This window comes from Pseudomonas sp. 1L-B-1-E-C1 (assembly GCF_057291835.1).
The window spans coordinates 591,112-605,072 of the sequence record NZ_JBXAWN010000001.1 but is presented as its reverse complement, the minus strand read 5'-3'; the positions used below and the strand labels follow the sequence as shown (position 1 = coordinate 605,072).

13 protein-coding genes, 1 tRNA gene and 2 pseudogenes are annotated in these 13,961 nt (G+C 56.4%); 11 read left to right on the top strand and 5 right to left on the bottom strand.

Annotated elements, in window-relative coordinates; translation table 11 throughout:
* Nucleotides 1-8: 8 nt before the first annotated feature.
* Together AC0Z4S_RS02630 and AC0Z4S_RS02625 are read right to left on the bottom strand one after the other, a co-directional pair.
* A complete protein-coding gene (locus AC0Z4S_RS02630; RefSeq protein WP_485621927.1) occupies nt 9-1,607 on the bottom strand; it encodes a ShlB/FhaC/HecB family hemolysin secretion/activation protein in 1,599 nt (532 codons plus the stop codon).
* A 251-nt stretch (nt 1,608-1,858) separates the two neighbouring features.
* Nucleotides 1,859-2,240, bottom strand: a pseudogene (locus AC0Z4S_RS02625) (transposase); the annotation flags it as partial.
* Between the two features lie 409 nt (nt 2,241-2,649).
* Here AC0Z4S_RS02625 and AC0Z4S_RS02620 point away from each other — a divergent pair.
* Nucleotides 2,650-4,275, top strand: a complete 1,626-nt coding sequence (locus AC0Z4S_RS02620; RefSeq protein WP_485621926.1) for an NADP-dependent glyceraldehyde-3-phosphate dehydrogenase — start codon at nt 2,650-2,652, stop codon at nt 4,273-4,275.
* Nucleotides 4,276-4,321: 46 nt separating this feature from the next.
* Nucleotides 4,322-5,362: an FUSC family protein gene (locus AC0Z4S_RS02615; RefSeq protein ID WP_485622102.1), complete on the top strand. Its 1,041-nt coding sequence runs from the start codon at nt 4,322-4,324 to the stop codon at nt 5,360-5,362.
* Nucleotides 5,363-5,365: 3 nt separating this feature from the next.
* Here the strand turns inward: AC0Z4S_RS02615 and AC0Z4S_RS02610 are convergent, their stop codons facing one another.
* Nucleotides 5,366-6,259: a DMT family transporter gene (locus tag AC0Z4S_RS02610; protein ID WP_485621925.1), complete on the bottom strand. Its 894-nt coding sequence runs from the start codon at nt 6,257-6,259 to the stop codon at nt 5,366-5,368.
* A gap of 147 nt (nt 6,260-6,406) precedes the next feature.
* On the opposite strand from AC0Z4S_RS02610, the gene AC0Z4S_RS02605 reads away from it, so the two are divergent.
* Together AC0Z4S_RS02605 and AC0Z4S_RS02600 are read left to right on the top strand one after the other, a co-directional pair.
* Entirely contained in the window at nt 6,407-6,844 is a 438-nt protein-coding gene (locus AC0Z4S_RS02605) for an Lrp/AsnC family transcriptional regulator (RefSeq protein WP_485621924.1), read from the top strand.
* Nucleotides 6,845-6,902: 58 nt separating this feature from the next.
* Nucleotides 6,903-7,232, top strand: a complete 330-nt coding sequence (locus AC0Z4S_RS02600; protein ID WP_485621923.1) for a YceK/YidQ family lipoprotein — start codon at nt 6,903-6,905, stop codon at nt 7,230-7,232.
* A 65-nt stretch (nt 7,233-7,297) separates the two neighbouring features.
* On the opposite strand, the gene AC0Z4S_RS02595 is transcribed toward AC0Z4S_RS02600, so the two are convergent.
* A complete protein-coding gene (locus AC0Z4S_RS02595; protein WP_042609827.1) occupies nt 7,298-7,969 on the bottom strand; it encodes a Bax inhibitor-1/YccA family protein in 672 nt (223 codons plus the stop codon).
* Nucleotides 7,970-8,092: 123 nt separating this feature from the next.
* Here AC0Z4S_RS02595 and AC0Z4S_RS02590 point away from each other — a divergent pair.
* The 3 genes from AC0Z4S_RS02590 to AC0Z4S_RS02580 all read left to right on the top strand — a co-directional run bounded on the left by AC0Z4S_RS02590 (nt 8,093) and on the right by AC0Z4S_RS02580 (nt 9,934).
* Nucleotides 8,093-8,180 (top strand) — tRNA-Ser (locus AC0Z4S_RS02590).
* Between the two features lie 351 nt (nt 8,181-8,531).
* Nucleotides 8,532-8,846, top strand: a complete 315-nt coding sequence (locus AC0Z4S_RS02585) for a DUF6966 domain-containing protein (RefSeq protein ID WP_150776685.1) — start codon at nt 8,532-8,534, stop codon at nt 8,844-8,846.
* 650 nt (nt 8,847-9,496) lie between these two features.
* Nucleotides 9,497-9,934 carry a hypothetical protein gene (locus AC0Z4S_RS02580; protein ID WP_224793204.1) on the top strand — a complete coding sequence of 146 codons (438 nt, stop codon included), beginning with the start codon at nt 9,497-9,499 and terminating at the stop codon, nt 9,932-9,934.
* 189 nt (nt 9,935-10,123) lie between these two features.
* On the opposite strand, the pseudogene AC0Z4S_RS02575 reads toward AC0Z4S_RS02580, so the two are convergent.
* Nucleotides 10,124-10,243: pseudogene (locus AC0Z4S_RS02575) on the bottom strand (FAD-dependent oxidoreductase); the annotation flags it as partial.
* Nucleotides 10,244-10,753: 510 nt separating this feature from the next.
* On the opposite strand from AC0Z4S_RS02575, the gene AC0Z4S_RS02570 reads away from it, so the two are divergent.
* The 4 genes from AC0Z4S_RS02570 (at nt 10,754) to AC0Z4S_RS02555 (ending at nt 13,576) form a co-directional block, all read left to right on the top strand.
* Nucleotides 10,754-11,296, top strand: coding sequence for a redoxin domain-containing protein (locus tag AC0Z4S_RS02570; RefSeq protein ID WP_485621922.1), 543 nt, complete (start codon nt 10,754-10,756; stop codon nt 11,294-11,296).
* An 11-nt stretch (nt 11,297-11,307) separates the two neighbouring features.
* Nucleotides 11,308-11,847, top strand: a complete 540-nt coding sequence (locus AC0Z4S_RS02565; protein ID WP_485621921.1) for a DsbA family protein — start codon at nt 11,308-11,310, stop codon at nt 11,845-11,847.
* Between the two features lie 98 nt (nt 11,848-11,945).
* Nucleotides 11,946-13,046: a low temperature requirement protein A gene (locus tag AC0Z4S_RS02560; RefSeq protein WP_414869406.1), complete on the top strand. Its 1,101-nt coding sequence runs from the start codon at nt 11,946-11,948 to the stop codon at nt 13,044-13,046.
* Between the two features lie 227 nt (nt 13,047-13,273).
* A complete protein-coding gene (locus AC0Z4S_RS02555) occupies nt 13,274-13,576 on the top strand; it encodes a putative quinol monooxygenase (RefSeq protein ID WP_414869407.1) in 303 nt (100 codons plus the stop codon).
* Nucleotides 13,577-13,961 lie beyond the last annotated feature (385 nt).

Genomic DNA, 13,961 nt, shown 5'->3' with positions numbered 1-13,961 from the left:
GTGCTCCGTTAGAAAGTGGCTTGAAGGTTGAAGTGCAGGCGCGATTCCTGTTTCGAGGTGTTCGGCCCTTCGAGTAGCGGGTAGCCCCAGTCGAGGCTGCCGGACAGCCATTTGCTCAGGCTGGCGCGGGTGCCGAGGCCGACGCTGGCCAGGGCGTAGTTGGCGTCCTGGTCCGGCAGTTCGTCGCGCAGGTACAACTGCGCGCCCTCGGCGAAGGCGTAGAAGCGCCAGTCCTGCATCCATGTGCCGGCGAACTTCGCCAGCGACGGCGTGCGCAATTCCTGGCTGAGCAGGTAGCCGTCATCGGCGGTGCGCTCGGCAGCGAGGTAGCCGCGCACCGAGGTGGCGCCACCGGCGGAGAATTGTTCGTTGGAAACCAGTGGACCCGAGGCCAGTTGGAACGCCGCTTTGCTTGCGCTCTGCCAGTCGTTGTCGAAGGTCCAGGTGTAATTGGTGTCGCCCTTGAGCACGGCGAAACTCGGTTTGGCGCGGTAGCGTTTGTAGTCGAAATCATCGTCGTCGCTGCCGTAGCCGAATACGCTGCGGGTAGCGGCAACCAGACTCAGGCCGAGGCCGAGCTGGCTCTTTTCGCTGTAGCGATAGCCGTTGTAGGCGAAGGTGAATGGCGCGTATTTCAACGGTACCTTGTCGCTTTCGCCGGACAGGCTCAGGCGCTCGTCGAAGTCCTTGAAGTCGATGCCGGCCGACAGCGAGTTCGACCAGTTGCCGCTCGAGGGCAGCGTGTAAATCGCCGCGACACCGTAGGAATGCCCTTTGCCGAGGACGTTGCTGCCGCCGATGGTGGCGACGTTGCTGTCGGACTGGTAACCGGAGAATTGCACGCTCCAGCGTTCGCTCAGCGGCGCAGTGTAGGAACCGGACCAGACCTTGGCGTTGTCGGTTTCCTGGGGTGCGGTGAAGAACGTCAGGTTGACGCTGTGGCCGAGCTGCCAAAGGTTGTTGTAGCCGAGGCTGGTGACGCTGCGCAGCTTCTCGATGTCGGCGCTGTAATCGTTATTGAGGCCGACGCTGGCCGTCCACGGATTCTGGTCTTCGACCTGCAGATCGACATCCATGGTGCCGGGGCGCTGACCTTCGCGCACCAGTGGCATGACCTGGCGGCCAGGCGTTTTATTGAGCTGCGCCAGTTCGCCCTGGACCTTGGCGAAGTCCGGCACCTCGCCTTCCTTCAGCGCCGGGACGTTGTCGCGAATGTCCAGCGGCGAATAGTGTTTGGCGCCGACCACGCGCACCCGGCCAACCTTGGTTTCACTGACTTGCAGATAGACGATGCCATCGGCCACGGCTTGCTCGGGCAGCTCGACGAACACCGATTGATAGCCGCGTTCCTGATAGGCCTTCTGCAACGCATCGCGCGCGCCTTCGATGTCGCTCAAGGCTTTCTGCGGGCCGAGAAACGGGTAGACCGCTTCTTCGATCGCCCGCGCATCGAGCACGGTATTACCGCGCACGAAGTATTCGTTGACGTCGACCAGACGCTGCGCGGCGGGCGCTTCTGCGCCCTCCTCGGCCAGCGCCGGCTGCGCGCCTGCCGTCACCAGCAGCCAGCCCCACAGCGCCAGCCGTGACGTGAAAATCCGTTCCACACTACCCCCTGAAATTCGCGATGACCTGTGGGCGTTAGCGCCCGGTGTGATGCGTCAATTGCTGATCGTTGTGGCGCAGGCGTGCTTGCCCAGCCAGGTGTGCAACAGCGCGAAGTTCAGCGAGAACTCGGGCATTTGCAGCAAGGCGCCGCAGAACACTTCGCCGATGATTTTCTGAATCAGCAGCACCGCGCGCGGCTCGTTGAGCAACGTGGCGATGTCGCGACTGAGGGCGGTGAAACTCCAGACTTTCTGGTTCAGGCCGAGGCCGACGAACCAGCGGAACAGCAGGTTGTAGTTGAGCTGTTCATAGAGTTGCTGTTCGCTGGGCACCGAATACAGCAGTTGCAGGAGCAGGATGTGCATGACCGTTTGCGCGGGAATGAGCATGCCGGGTACGGCATTGAGGTCGTGCAGCAGGCCCTGGTGGGCGTCGAGCAGATCGTCGATCTGCGGGCGCAGCAACACCAGCGAATGGCCCGGCGGAATGTAGCTGGACACTTCTTTCAGAGCACCCTGCCAGTCCTCCTGCGAGACGATCCAGACCCACGGCGCGCCGTAGCGATACACCGAAACCGGCTTCTTGCGCGCGGCTTCAACGATCTTCGACAGACGTTGATCGAGCTCCTGCATGCCCACTTTCGAATAGCGTTCCATAGTCCCCATTGCCTCACTCCCGGCGTCCCGCCTCGGCTTGCAAAGTGCGCCCCGAAAGGCCCCTCAAGCGCGTTACACAGGCATGACCGGACTGGCAAAGGGCTACCGAACTTTTGTCATAAAAGCTTCATTACCGAAGGCGGATTGACGGATGTACACGATCGACCGTGGGAGCGAGCCTGCTCGCGAAAGCGCTGTGTCAGGCAATGAGAATGTTGGATGTGCCGCCGCCTTCGCGAGCAGGCTCGCTCCCACAGGGTGGACTGTGGGAACACCGTTGCGTGACATTCGCGTGACATTCGCGGGTTTAAATGTCGACGCATTCAGGCGTATAACCTGTTGAGACTTTTTGATCTGCGTGCAGACATCAACACAGGGTAGTGACATGACCACAGCAAATATCCTTGGCAACCTGTTCCCTTCTGCCAGCGACATCCCGGAAAAATATCGCTTGGACGGTCAGGTGGAGCAGCGTGAATATCTGGTCGACGGCCAATTACGCCGCTGGGACGGCCCGCTCGCGCAGGTTCGCAGCCCGGTTTATCTGAAAGGCGAAAACGGTGAAGAACAGGTCATCCTCGGCAGCACGCCGCTGCTCGATGCCGAAACCGCGCTCACCGCTCTCGACGCCGCTGTCCGCTCCTACGACCGTGGCCAGGGCCTCTGGCCGACCATGCGCGTGGCCGAGCGTATTCAGCATGTCGAAGCGTTCCTCGGCCGCATGCGTGAGCAGCGCGAAGCCGTGGTCAAGCTGCTGATGTGGGAGATCGGCAAAAACCTCAAGGATTCGGAAAAAGAGTTCGATCGCACCTGCGACTACATCGTCGACACCATCAACGCCCTGAAAGAACTCGACCGCCGCTCCAGCCGCTTCGAGCTGGAGCAGGACACCCTCGGCCAGATCCGCCGCGTACCGCTCGGCGTCGCCTTGTGCATGGGGCCTTACAACTATCCGCTGAACGAAACCTTCACCACGCTGATCCCGGCGCTGATCATGGGCAACACCGTGGTGTTCAAACCGGCCAAGCTCGGCGTGCTGCTGATTCGACCGTTGCTCGAAGCCTTCCGCGACAGCTTCCCGAGCGGCGTGATCAACGTAATCTATGGCAGCGGCCGCGAAACCGTCAGCGCACTGATGGCCAGCGGCAAGATCGACATCTTCGCGTTCATCGGCACCAACAAGGCCGCCAGCGACCTGAAGAAGCTGCACCCGAAACCGCACCGCTTGCGCGCGGCTCTGGGTCTGGATGCGAAGAACCCGGGCATCGTTTTGCCCGAAGTCGATCTCGACAATGCCGTCAGCGAAGCGCTCACCGGCTCGCTGTCGTTCAACGGCCAGCGCTGCACCGCACTGAAAATCCTCTTCGTGCATGAAGACGTGGTCGACAGTTTTATCGACAAATTCAATGCCAGGCTGGCCACGCTGAAACCGGGCATGCCGTGGGATAGCGGCGTGGCGCTGACGCCGCTGCCGGAATCGGGCAAGGTCGATTATCTGCATGGTCTGGTGGCGGATGCGCAGAGCAAAGGCGCGCAAGTGGTCAACCCGAATGGCGGCGAATCCCATGCCTCGTTCTTCTACCCCGCAGTGCTCTATCCGGTGAACCCGCAGATGCGCGTCTATCAGGAAGAACAGTTCGGCCCGGTGGTGCCAATCGTGCCGTACCGTCACCTGGATACCGTGATCGACTACGTGCTGGAATCCGACTTCGGTCAGCAGTTGAGTATTTTCGGTACCAACCCGGTGGCGGTCGGGCGGCTGGTCGACACCTTCGCCAACCAGGTCGGGCGGATCAACCTCAATGCCCAGTGCCAGCGCGGCCCGGACACCTATCCGTTCAACGGCCGCAAGAACTCCGCTGAAGGCACGCTGTCGGTACACGATGCGTTGCGGGTGTTTTCGATCCGTACCCTGGTGGCGACCAAATTCCAGGAAAGCAACAAGGACCTGATCAGCGAGATCATTCGCGGCCGCGATTCGAGCTTCCTGACCACCGACTATATCTTCTGACGAGGGCCTTGCACTGAGTAGATTCAGCACCCACCGATGGCCACCGCTGTTGCGCCGAATCCTGCGCCCGCTGCTGGACCCGTATCGGCGCTACCGCCACGCTCGATTGATTCACTCCGTGCGGGTGGCGCTGGGGTTGTTGGCGACCATTGTGCTGACCACCGGCATCAACCTGCCCCATGGCGAATGGGCGTCGGTGACCATGCTGGTGGTGATCGGCGGACTGCAGCACCACGGCAATATCGGCAAAAAAGCCGCCGAGCGCGCCATTGGCACGTTGATTGGCGCGGGTGTCGGGCTGGCGTTGGTGGCGCAGCACGCCTGGTTGGGCATGCCGTGGCTGACCTACTTTTCCATGGCCGTGGTCTGTGGTTTTTTCTCTTATCACGCGATCGGCAAGGGCGGTTACACCGCCCTGCTCTCGGCCATCACCGTATTCATCGTCGCCGGACATGGCGATAACCCCATCACCGATGGCTTGTGGCGCGGCGTCGACATCCTGATCGGCATCGCCCTCGCCCTGGCGTTTTCCTTCGCCCTGCCGCTGTACGCGGTCTACTCGTGGCGCTACAACCTCGCCGATGCCTTGCGCGACTGCGCAACGGTGTACGGGCGCATCATCAACGGTGAAGCGGTCAGCGCCGACGAACATGTGCGGCTGATGAGCAAGGTGAGTGCGGTAATGGTGCAACTGCGCTCGCTGATGCCGTCGGTGTCCAAGGAAGTGAAGATTTCCATGACCGAGCTCGACGCCATTCAGCGCAACCTGCGCATGTGTATCAGCACCCTGGAAATCCTTGGCAATATCCGTCCCAGCGTCAGCGACCCACAGGCTACGGCACATCTGCAAACGGCACTGAAGGCTGAACACCGGCAGATTCGCGTGCAACTGATCGGCATGGCCCGCGCGTTGAAAACCGGCGCCTCGCAGCGGCTGGAGCGTCCGATGGAACTGCCGGCAGCGGACCTGGATGCGCCGGTTGCCAATACGCTGGACGGCTATCGGATGCTGACGCGACAACTGGCAGCCAATATCAGCGAAATGCGCCAACGTCTGGCGGCCACCGCGCCGCGCTGGAACATCTGAACCTTACTGTGCCGCCAGCCGCCGGGTTTTCCAGCCCCAGCCTTGTTGCATGCCGGCAGCGGCCAGCAGAATCGCCGCCACTCCGATCCATTGCAGCAGTTCCAGGCGGTGGCCGAAGGCGAACCAGTCGACGAAAATCGCCGCAATCGGATAGATGAACGACAGCGCGCCGGTCAGCGCTGTCGGCAACTTTTGAATGGCGCCGTAGAGCAACACGTACATCAGACCGGTGTGAACGATACCCAATGTCACCAGACTGGCCCAGGCGTCGGCACCTTGCGGCAGCGCACCGAAATGCGCGAACGGCGCGAGCAACAATACGCCAGTGCAGACTTGAATCAGCGCGATCAGATGTGGCGGCGTGCCGGTCAGGCGCTTGATGATCAGTGCGGCAATCGCATACAGAAACGCCGCACCCAAGGCGAGAGCAATCCCCAGCAAATAATCGTTGCCGCTCTCCCCTTGAGTGCCATGGGCGCTGACGATTGCCAGCATGCCCATGAAGGAAACTGCCAGCCAGAACAGCTTCTGCAAGGTGATTTTTTCGCCAAGAAACAAGGCCGCAAGACCGACCAGCATGAACGGCTGCACGTTATACACCGCCGTGCCGATCGCAATCGAGGCGCGGGAATAGGACGCGAACAGCAACACCCAATTACCGACAATCGCCATTCCGCTCAGTATCGCCAGCAGAAACGTTGTGCGGGTCAGAATCCCTGGGCGCAGGAAGCCGAACGCGGCGCAGATCAAGAGCAAGGTCCCGGCGCCGAACACGCAGCGCCAGAACACCACGTCCAGCACCGGTTGCCCGGACACCAGCACAAACCAGCCGATCGTCCCGGATATCAGCATGGCGGCGGTCATTTCCAGCGAGCCGCGACGAGTTGTGTTGTCCATATTTATCTCCTGAGACGGTGGCGAAAGCATGGCAAAAGTATGCCAATCGCAAGGCGGGCTGCTCCAGCGCATAAAGCAGGCTAAACTCGATTTTTGCCTTTTTTATCGCGGGCGTTTCGCTCCTTTCGCCTAATCGGGACTTTGCACATGACTGACGATATCGATCAGATTCTCATCGGCGCGCTGATGGAAGATTCGCGATGCTCGCTTAAAGCGCTGGCGCAGATCAGTGGCCTGTCTTCGCCGAGCGTGGCCGAGCGACTGCGGCGCCTGGAAGAACGCGGCGTGCTCAAAGGCTACACGGTGGAGATCGATCCGAAATGTTTCGGTTATCAGTTGCAGGCGATCGTCCGGGTGCGACCGCTGCCGGGGCAATTGCAGGAGGTGGAGCGCCAGATCATGTCGATTCCGGAGTTCACCGAGTGCGACAAGGTCACCGGTGAGGACTGCTTTATCGCCCGCTTGCACGTGCGTTCAATGGAGCAACTCGATACTTTGCTCGATCGGCTCAATACGCTGGCGGAAACCAACACGGCGATCGTCAAGAAAACCCCGGTCAAACGGCGCCTGCCGCCCATGGCATAGGTGCCTTTTGCCCATGATCAGGGTAGATTGTGGGTTTTCGCAGCTATGGAATGGCAGTATGAAAATTCAGGCAATGACGCTGGCGGCCCTGCTGCTCAGCGGCTGTGGCACGATTCAAACGGTGGCGCGCAATGATCAGGCTGCCGTGGATGGGCTCAAGGAAAAAAAGAGTTATTGCGGGGCGGTGCCGAGAATCTACAGCGGCCTCGCCTACGACTTCTGCACACTGAACGCACCGCTGGCCTCAGGCATCGATCCCGACGATCACCGCAACGCGGCAATTCCCGTGGTGCTGGTGGACGCTGTAGTGTCCGGCGCACTCGACACCTTGCTGCTGCCCTACACAATCTACCGTCAACAAGTAGATGGCAGCATCGTCATCAATTGAGCTTCCACTTTTCTCCAGACAATAAAAAACCCGCCGAAGCGGGTTTTTTATTGCAGCCTTGAAGATCAGTCGTCGCGGCTCATGATGCCGAACAGTTGCAGCAGGCTGACGAACAGGTTGTAGATCGATACATACAGGCTGATGGTCGCCATGATGTAGTTGCGCTCGCCGCCGTGGATGATCGCGCTGGTCTGGAACAGAATGCAGACCGACGAGAACAGCACGAAGCCGGCGCTGATCGCCAGTTGCAGGCCGCTGATCTGGAAGAAGAAGCTGGCGACTACCGCACCCAGCAACACGAAGAAACCGGCGGTGATGAAACCGCTCAGGAAGCTCATGTCCTTGCGCGAGATCAGCACGTAGGCCGACAAGCCACCGAACACCAGTGCGGTCATGGCGAATGCCGAGCTGACCACTTCAGCGCCGCCCTGCATGCCCAGGTAACGGTTGAGGATCGGGCCGAGCAGGAACCCCATGAAACCGGTCAACGCAAACGCGGACACCAGGCCCCACGCGGAATCACGGAGTTTGTTGGTGAGGAAGAACAGCCCGTAGAAGCCGATCAGCACCACGAAAATGTTCGGGTAGCCGACACGCATCTGCTGGGCTACGAAGGCCATCACACCGCTGAATGCGAGGGTCAGAGCCAAGAGACCATAAGTGTTGCGCAGGACGCGGCTAACCTCTAGCTGCTCAGCCTGCACGCTGTTATTAACTGCGTAATCCTGTTCGCGCATGGCGACACTCCTGTTGGTTTGAAACGTTCAGTCGCAAAGATCATAACAGACGCTCTGTAACAAGCCATGCAGAGAGTTTGACAGTGTGTTTCATTCAGGTATTATGGCGCCCGCAACGCAAACGGAGGTGTGGCCGAGTGGTTTAAGGCAACGGTCTTGAAAACCGTCGACTGTAACAGGTCCATGAGTTCGAATCCCATCGCCTCCGCCATCTTAAGTACAACAAAGCCCTGATTATTCAGGGCTTTGTCGTTTCTGGCATTCAGGAAATTTGCTCCTCTCTCTTTGGATCGTTTCCGCATCTTTTCGGGCATTTCCGCAACCCTCCCCTTCTGACACCGTTAAGTGCTCAACAAAACTAAGCACAGCGCGACGGTAGCATTGAATGCTCAGTAGACCGCTTTCGTCCATTAGCTGCCGCTCACGAACACCTGCTTTCGGCCAAAAGCGGCCCTTGGACAACCTGATTGCAAAACAGTAGCTTATGTAGCGAGACTGACGAAAAATACTCGGCGGTGGGGTTCCTTCCCATACCGTGATTCACCTTGGACGATGTCAAGAAATGGGACCTAAAACCGAAGAGCTGATCTGCGTTCTTGATCAGCTTGCAGCAATGCTTGAGAGCGATGGAGATACTCACTGGAGCCTGTGGATGCGTAAGGCAAGAGCACGCTTAATGGATTCTGATTACTCCGGAATTGAGTACCTACAGTCAGCCTATGGTGGAATGGGCTCATTCAATGATCTCATTCTTGGCCAAAGTGATGAGAATGGCGTCCTTTGCTGGAAGCTGGGTCATGTTGTGCTAAACGAAAGATTCGATGAATTGCGCAATGAAGCCGCGAAGCTCGTCGAGCTCATAAAGCGAACTACATAAAGGGGCGCAGTTATCAAACTACGGTATTCAAAGGGGTTAGGCCTGCCACCGACGCATCTCACTTTGATCAGCTCCGTCGACTCCGTTTCCGGCAGCCTGGTGTTTGCCTACACAGAAGTCGGGGATTACAGAGTGCATTACACATCACGTGCCGAGTTGTTGTGCATGCTCAACAGCCTTTTGCATCAGCGCGTGCCCATCGCTGTCGGAGGCATGCTCCCGGGAACTGCCGACGAAGTCGACATGTTAATAGCGAACGAAGTACTTGAAGACCCCTACATAGAACTGTCCTGGTCCGGCCCCCAGCAATGGACTCTGCGCGAAATCGACTCCACCACTGCTGAATGGCAACCAGTACCTGACATTCGAAGTATGGCCAATGTGTCATTCGATCCGAAGTCCCTGAAATGCTCTGGCTGAACTGGCTAAGAAATTAATACAAGTTCACGCGGTTCTTCGTATCTAGCACCAATCACCTACGGTCGCGACCAGCAGCAATCGGCCAGAAGCGGACGTAATAGCGTTTGTGTAGTATCTGTCTCTCTTCCATCCTATATGAGATGCCGATGTCTAGCCGACACTCCCCATCCCCTACAAGAGCTGTCCTAGACCTGCAAAACGCACGTTCGCTTTTGGGAAAACGGCTGAGCGTGCTGCTGCACGACCAGTACTATTTCAACGACGAGAAAGATCTGGGAGACACAGGTTCTCTAGAGTGGCGTTTTGGCGAAGGAGAAGTTCTATCCATGTATCTCTTGAGTGATGGCGAGAGAGTTGGTGCGGACTTGTTTCCTTCTGATACGCCGACTCCCTTCGAGATAGAGCCAAACGTGACCTGCTCCTGGAAGAGGGAAAACCTGCTTGCGGATCTGTCAGCAACCCACCTTGAGAACACAAAAATTTGCGCAGTTGAGGGAATTCTTGACTCTTTCAACGGACAAGAGCCTTGGCTGGCCGGATTCAGAGTTACGTTCGAGACCGGTGACTCGTTGATCTACCTTAACCAGGGCGACGATGCCGTCGTATTGATTAATGCGCTACCGTCAGTAAGTGTAGGCCTCGAAACCCGCTTCGTTACCTCAATTTAATGACAGCTATGGGTCGACTGCGGACCTTCCCAAAGACAGCAATCGGCCATTAGCGGACATCCGGGAACTACTGCTCCCGGCCAAAAGCGGTCAGTGACAATATTCGCAAAGGCTATCGCTCAGCTTCCCGAAGACCGATCTCGACTATTCGTTAGGTACAGCACCATCGCTGCACGAGCCGCATCTTTGAATACCTTCAGCCTCAACCAAGGTGATATTCGCGCCTTTATCAGCAAGGTGATACGCCAGCGAAGCGCCCACGATGCCGGCACTAATGACAACGACTCGTTTGTCCAGAGCATTTCCCATATCAACCTTCATTCTGTAGACCTGAAGGCGGTTTCAGTGTCTGCCTCTGGTCGATTTCTGCTTGTCGTAAGGGGCAGCAGTTGTCGTCCAGAAAGCAGATGTAAATTTGTCTGAAGTGGCGAAATAGCTGCCAAAATCATCGTGTTAAAACGCCGCCTGAAATGGCAGCAAGATAAGCGCGTGAGTGTTGTTGGCACTGGAGGGTAGCGAAAAATCTTTCAGCTACTACGGTAAGCGTCATCAACGACTATAGTGATTGGTGAGCCAGAGCGAATCTGACCATTCCCCTGCCAATCTGGCCTAATCCAATTCCGCGATTACACGGCGGATCTTCTTGTGTTCCTTGATGCGGAACGTGAACGTTTCGCTGCCGAAATCACTCAGGCTCAGGCTGAGATCGAGGCAGCGTTGTCTTTTTTTGAACCCCTTGATGGTGGATGGAGTTATCCCGCCGGGCACGTCGCATCCCACTGAGCACGTCCCAACCACCCATCTATCAAGGTTCAAGCAATGAATACTTTAGAGTTCGATGATGCACAAAAAACCAATGGCGACCTGGTTCAGGGTCCGCTGCCGGCCGGCACTATCGCGCCCGACTTCACTCTTCACGCAACCCCTGATCAACAGTTGTCGCTGCGCGAGTTAAAGAGGAACCCCGTGATACTGGCGTTTTATCCCGCTGACTGGACTTCGGTGTGTGGTGACCAACTGACCTTGTACAACCAGTTGTTACCCACCTTCAGAGAATACGGTGCGGTGCTATTGGGTATCTCGGTTGACAGCGCCTGGTGTCATCAGGCCTTTGCCAAAGATCGAAATTTCCACTTCAGCCTGCTGGCCGATTTTGAGCCCAAAGGGGCGGTGGCACGTCAGTATGGAGCGTACGAGTCCCAGCTCGGAGTTTGTAAGAGGGCACTGTTCGTGATTGACAAGGAGGGGGTGGTCGCCTGGAGCTACGTCTCACCAATGGCAATTAACCCTGGGGCGGACGGCATTCTGGATGCGCTGGATGCTCTGGCAAATTCGCCACAAAGCACGCCAACCAAAAATTAACAGGTGATTACATGGCCACTCTCAAAGTCCCGGTAAGTGCCAACGACCATCGCCAGGGAAGTGCGCATGCCAAGGTCACCTTGGTGGAATTTGGCGACTATGAATGTCCCTATTGCGGTGAAGCGTATTGGATGGTCAAGAATCTGCAACAGCATTTTCGCGATGATTTGCTGTTCGTGTTCCGTAACTTTCCTCTGACCACCGCTCACCCGCATGCGCTGGGTGCAGCGGTTACCGCGGAGTATGCCGGGAGTCGAGGGTTCTTCTGGGAGGCTCACGACGAATTGTATGAAAATCAGGATCGATTGGGTCTGCCGCTGTATCGCGCCATTGTTCTAAAACACGGCCTTTCCAGCGAGGAACTCGACGTTGCCATGCGAGAGGACACTTACATCCCCAAAATACAATCCGATTTCAATGGCGGTGTACGCAGCGGCGTGAATGGTACTCCGGCGTTTTACTTTGACGGGCTTCGTTATGACGGGGCCCCAGAGTTCAACGAGATGAGTCAGATAATTGAGCTTCTGTTAGTTCGCGGACAAAATCGCTAGATAGCCACATCGGCCTGGCATCACCCACACCAGAGCCGAGGGCAAACCAGCGTTAGCTTCCTTCTACATTAAAGAGGTGCACTCGGAGCCGGCAGCTAATGAAATCTTTGAAGTATTATGAAAAAAATCGACACGCCACATGGTTGGAGTTGTTTTTCGACCTGACTTTCGTTGTTACGATAGGCCAGGTTACGCACACTCTCGGACATGTTCATGAAGGCCACTTTGAACATAAGCAATTATGGACATTCTTATTGCTTTTTGTACCGTTGTGGTGGATCTGGTCCAGTCACACGATTTACTCCAACAGGTTTGATACAGACAGCAATCTTCACCGTTTGGCAACATTATTCATAATGCTCCTGCTCATTGTGCTATCGGCACGGATCGGGGAAGACCTGGAAGTGAACTACCCGCTTATTATTGCCTGCTATTTTGGCATACGTGCCATCATCAGTATCATGTACATTTCGTCCATAAGTAAATTCGATTCCCGCGGCGAGCTCTCCTCCAGGCTCGGCTTCGCCCTGTTAATTAGCGCAGTCATTAGTCTCTCATCGGTTCTTTTTGACCCGCCTGTGCGTTACCTTGTCGCTTATGTTGGAATTGTTCTCGACATTCTGTTTCCTGTATTTTTCTGGACTAAACTCAAGTCACTGCCAGCCCATACAGAACACTTGGTTGAACGCATAGGCTTGCTCACCATCATCTTGTTGGGTGAGTCAGTGATCAGTCTTTCTGGGGGTTTATCTAACATTCAATGGGATCGTTATAATGTGACGGCGGCAATCACCGGATTCATCATGATTTGCAGTATCTGGTGGATCTATTTTGATAGCTTTTACCTGCTGAGCAAACATCACAGCAGTATGAGTGGGCACGCCTTGATCTACTCGCACCTTTTTCTTTTTATCGGGCTGGCACTCCTGGCGAATTTAATCAGGCATGCGATCCTGAATGACATTGCGATGCGCGATTTCCAGATCATGTCGATCATCGGCATGGCATTATTTTTCCTGGGGAAGCAATATGGCTATTTCATAGCCGTGAGTCGGATAAGGAAATACATACTGCAAAACACCTTGATCGTGTTTTCTTTAGGTGGGTTAGTTATATTTCTACCGCGTGTCGAGTACATATTGGTCGGCCTGACAGTAACCATGATCTGTTATGTTCTCCTGAATTTCAGATATCGTTGAGTCTTGATTATCAGGTCACAGCTCGGGATAAGTGATCAAGCGGCTGGTCTGCGGCTTGCGCGTTGCCCACAACGTTATTCTCAGTGTCCGGGCGACATGCGTCGCTACCCTTGGTCTCTTTGGGTTTGTAATCCTGGTGTCGTCGACCATAGTTAATAGCCGAATGCCCCCTTTTAGCTATTGCGACCAGATAGCACCAGCCGCATCGTAACAACAGGAGCCACGTCATGGTCAAAGTAGCGTTGTTGGTTCGTCTGGAAGCAAAACCTGGGAAAGAGAAAGAGGTGGAGCGCTTTCTCTTGAGCGGCCTTCCTTTAGTGGAGGAGGAGCCAGCCACTACAGCCTGGTTTGGAATCCGCTTGGGGCCGTCCACCTTTGGCATCTTTGACGCATTCCCGGATGAAGCGGGCCGGCAGGCTCATCTTTCGGGCAAGGTCGCGGCGGCGCTTATGGCAAACGCTGCCGAGCTATTTGCCGAAGCGCCATCAATCGAGAAGGTTGACGTCCTTGCGGCCAAGCTACCCGGCTAAGCAAACCCAATAGGAAGCTCCAGTCAGTACAGGGAGGCCCACGATGTATTTTGTGAAAATCAGGATAGCCTGGGCCTGCTGCTGTTCCGGGCGATGATCAATCAAAACACTTGTGAAGATAAATGTCATGGCTAAAGTGCCGTGTCCAGGATTCATGCCATGCTTGCGCGCTCGGTATAAGTGAAAGGATACGCGCGCAAATCGTGTCCAGGGACGGCGTGGAAGCCGCACAGAATCTGCAAGGCAACGTGCTCATCACGGGTTTAGGCTGGGTAGGGTAGATTGTTTGCCGGGCACCGGTCGCTCATGGCGCGAAGATCTCCATCATTGATATAGAACCGGAGGTCATCCGCGCCGTGACACCTTATGGTTTCGTCAAGTGAGC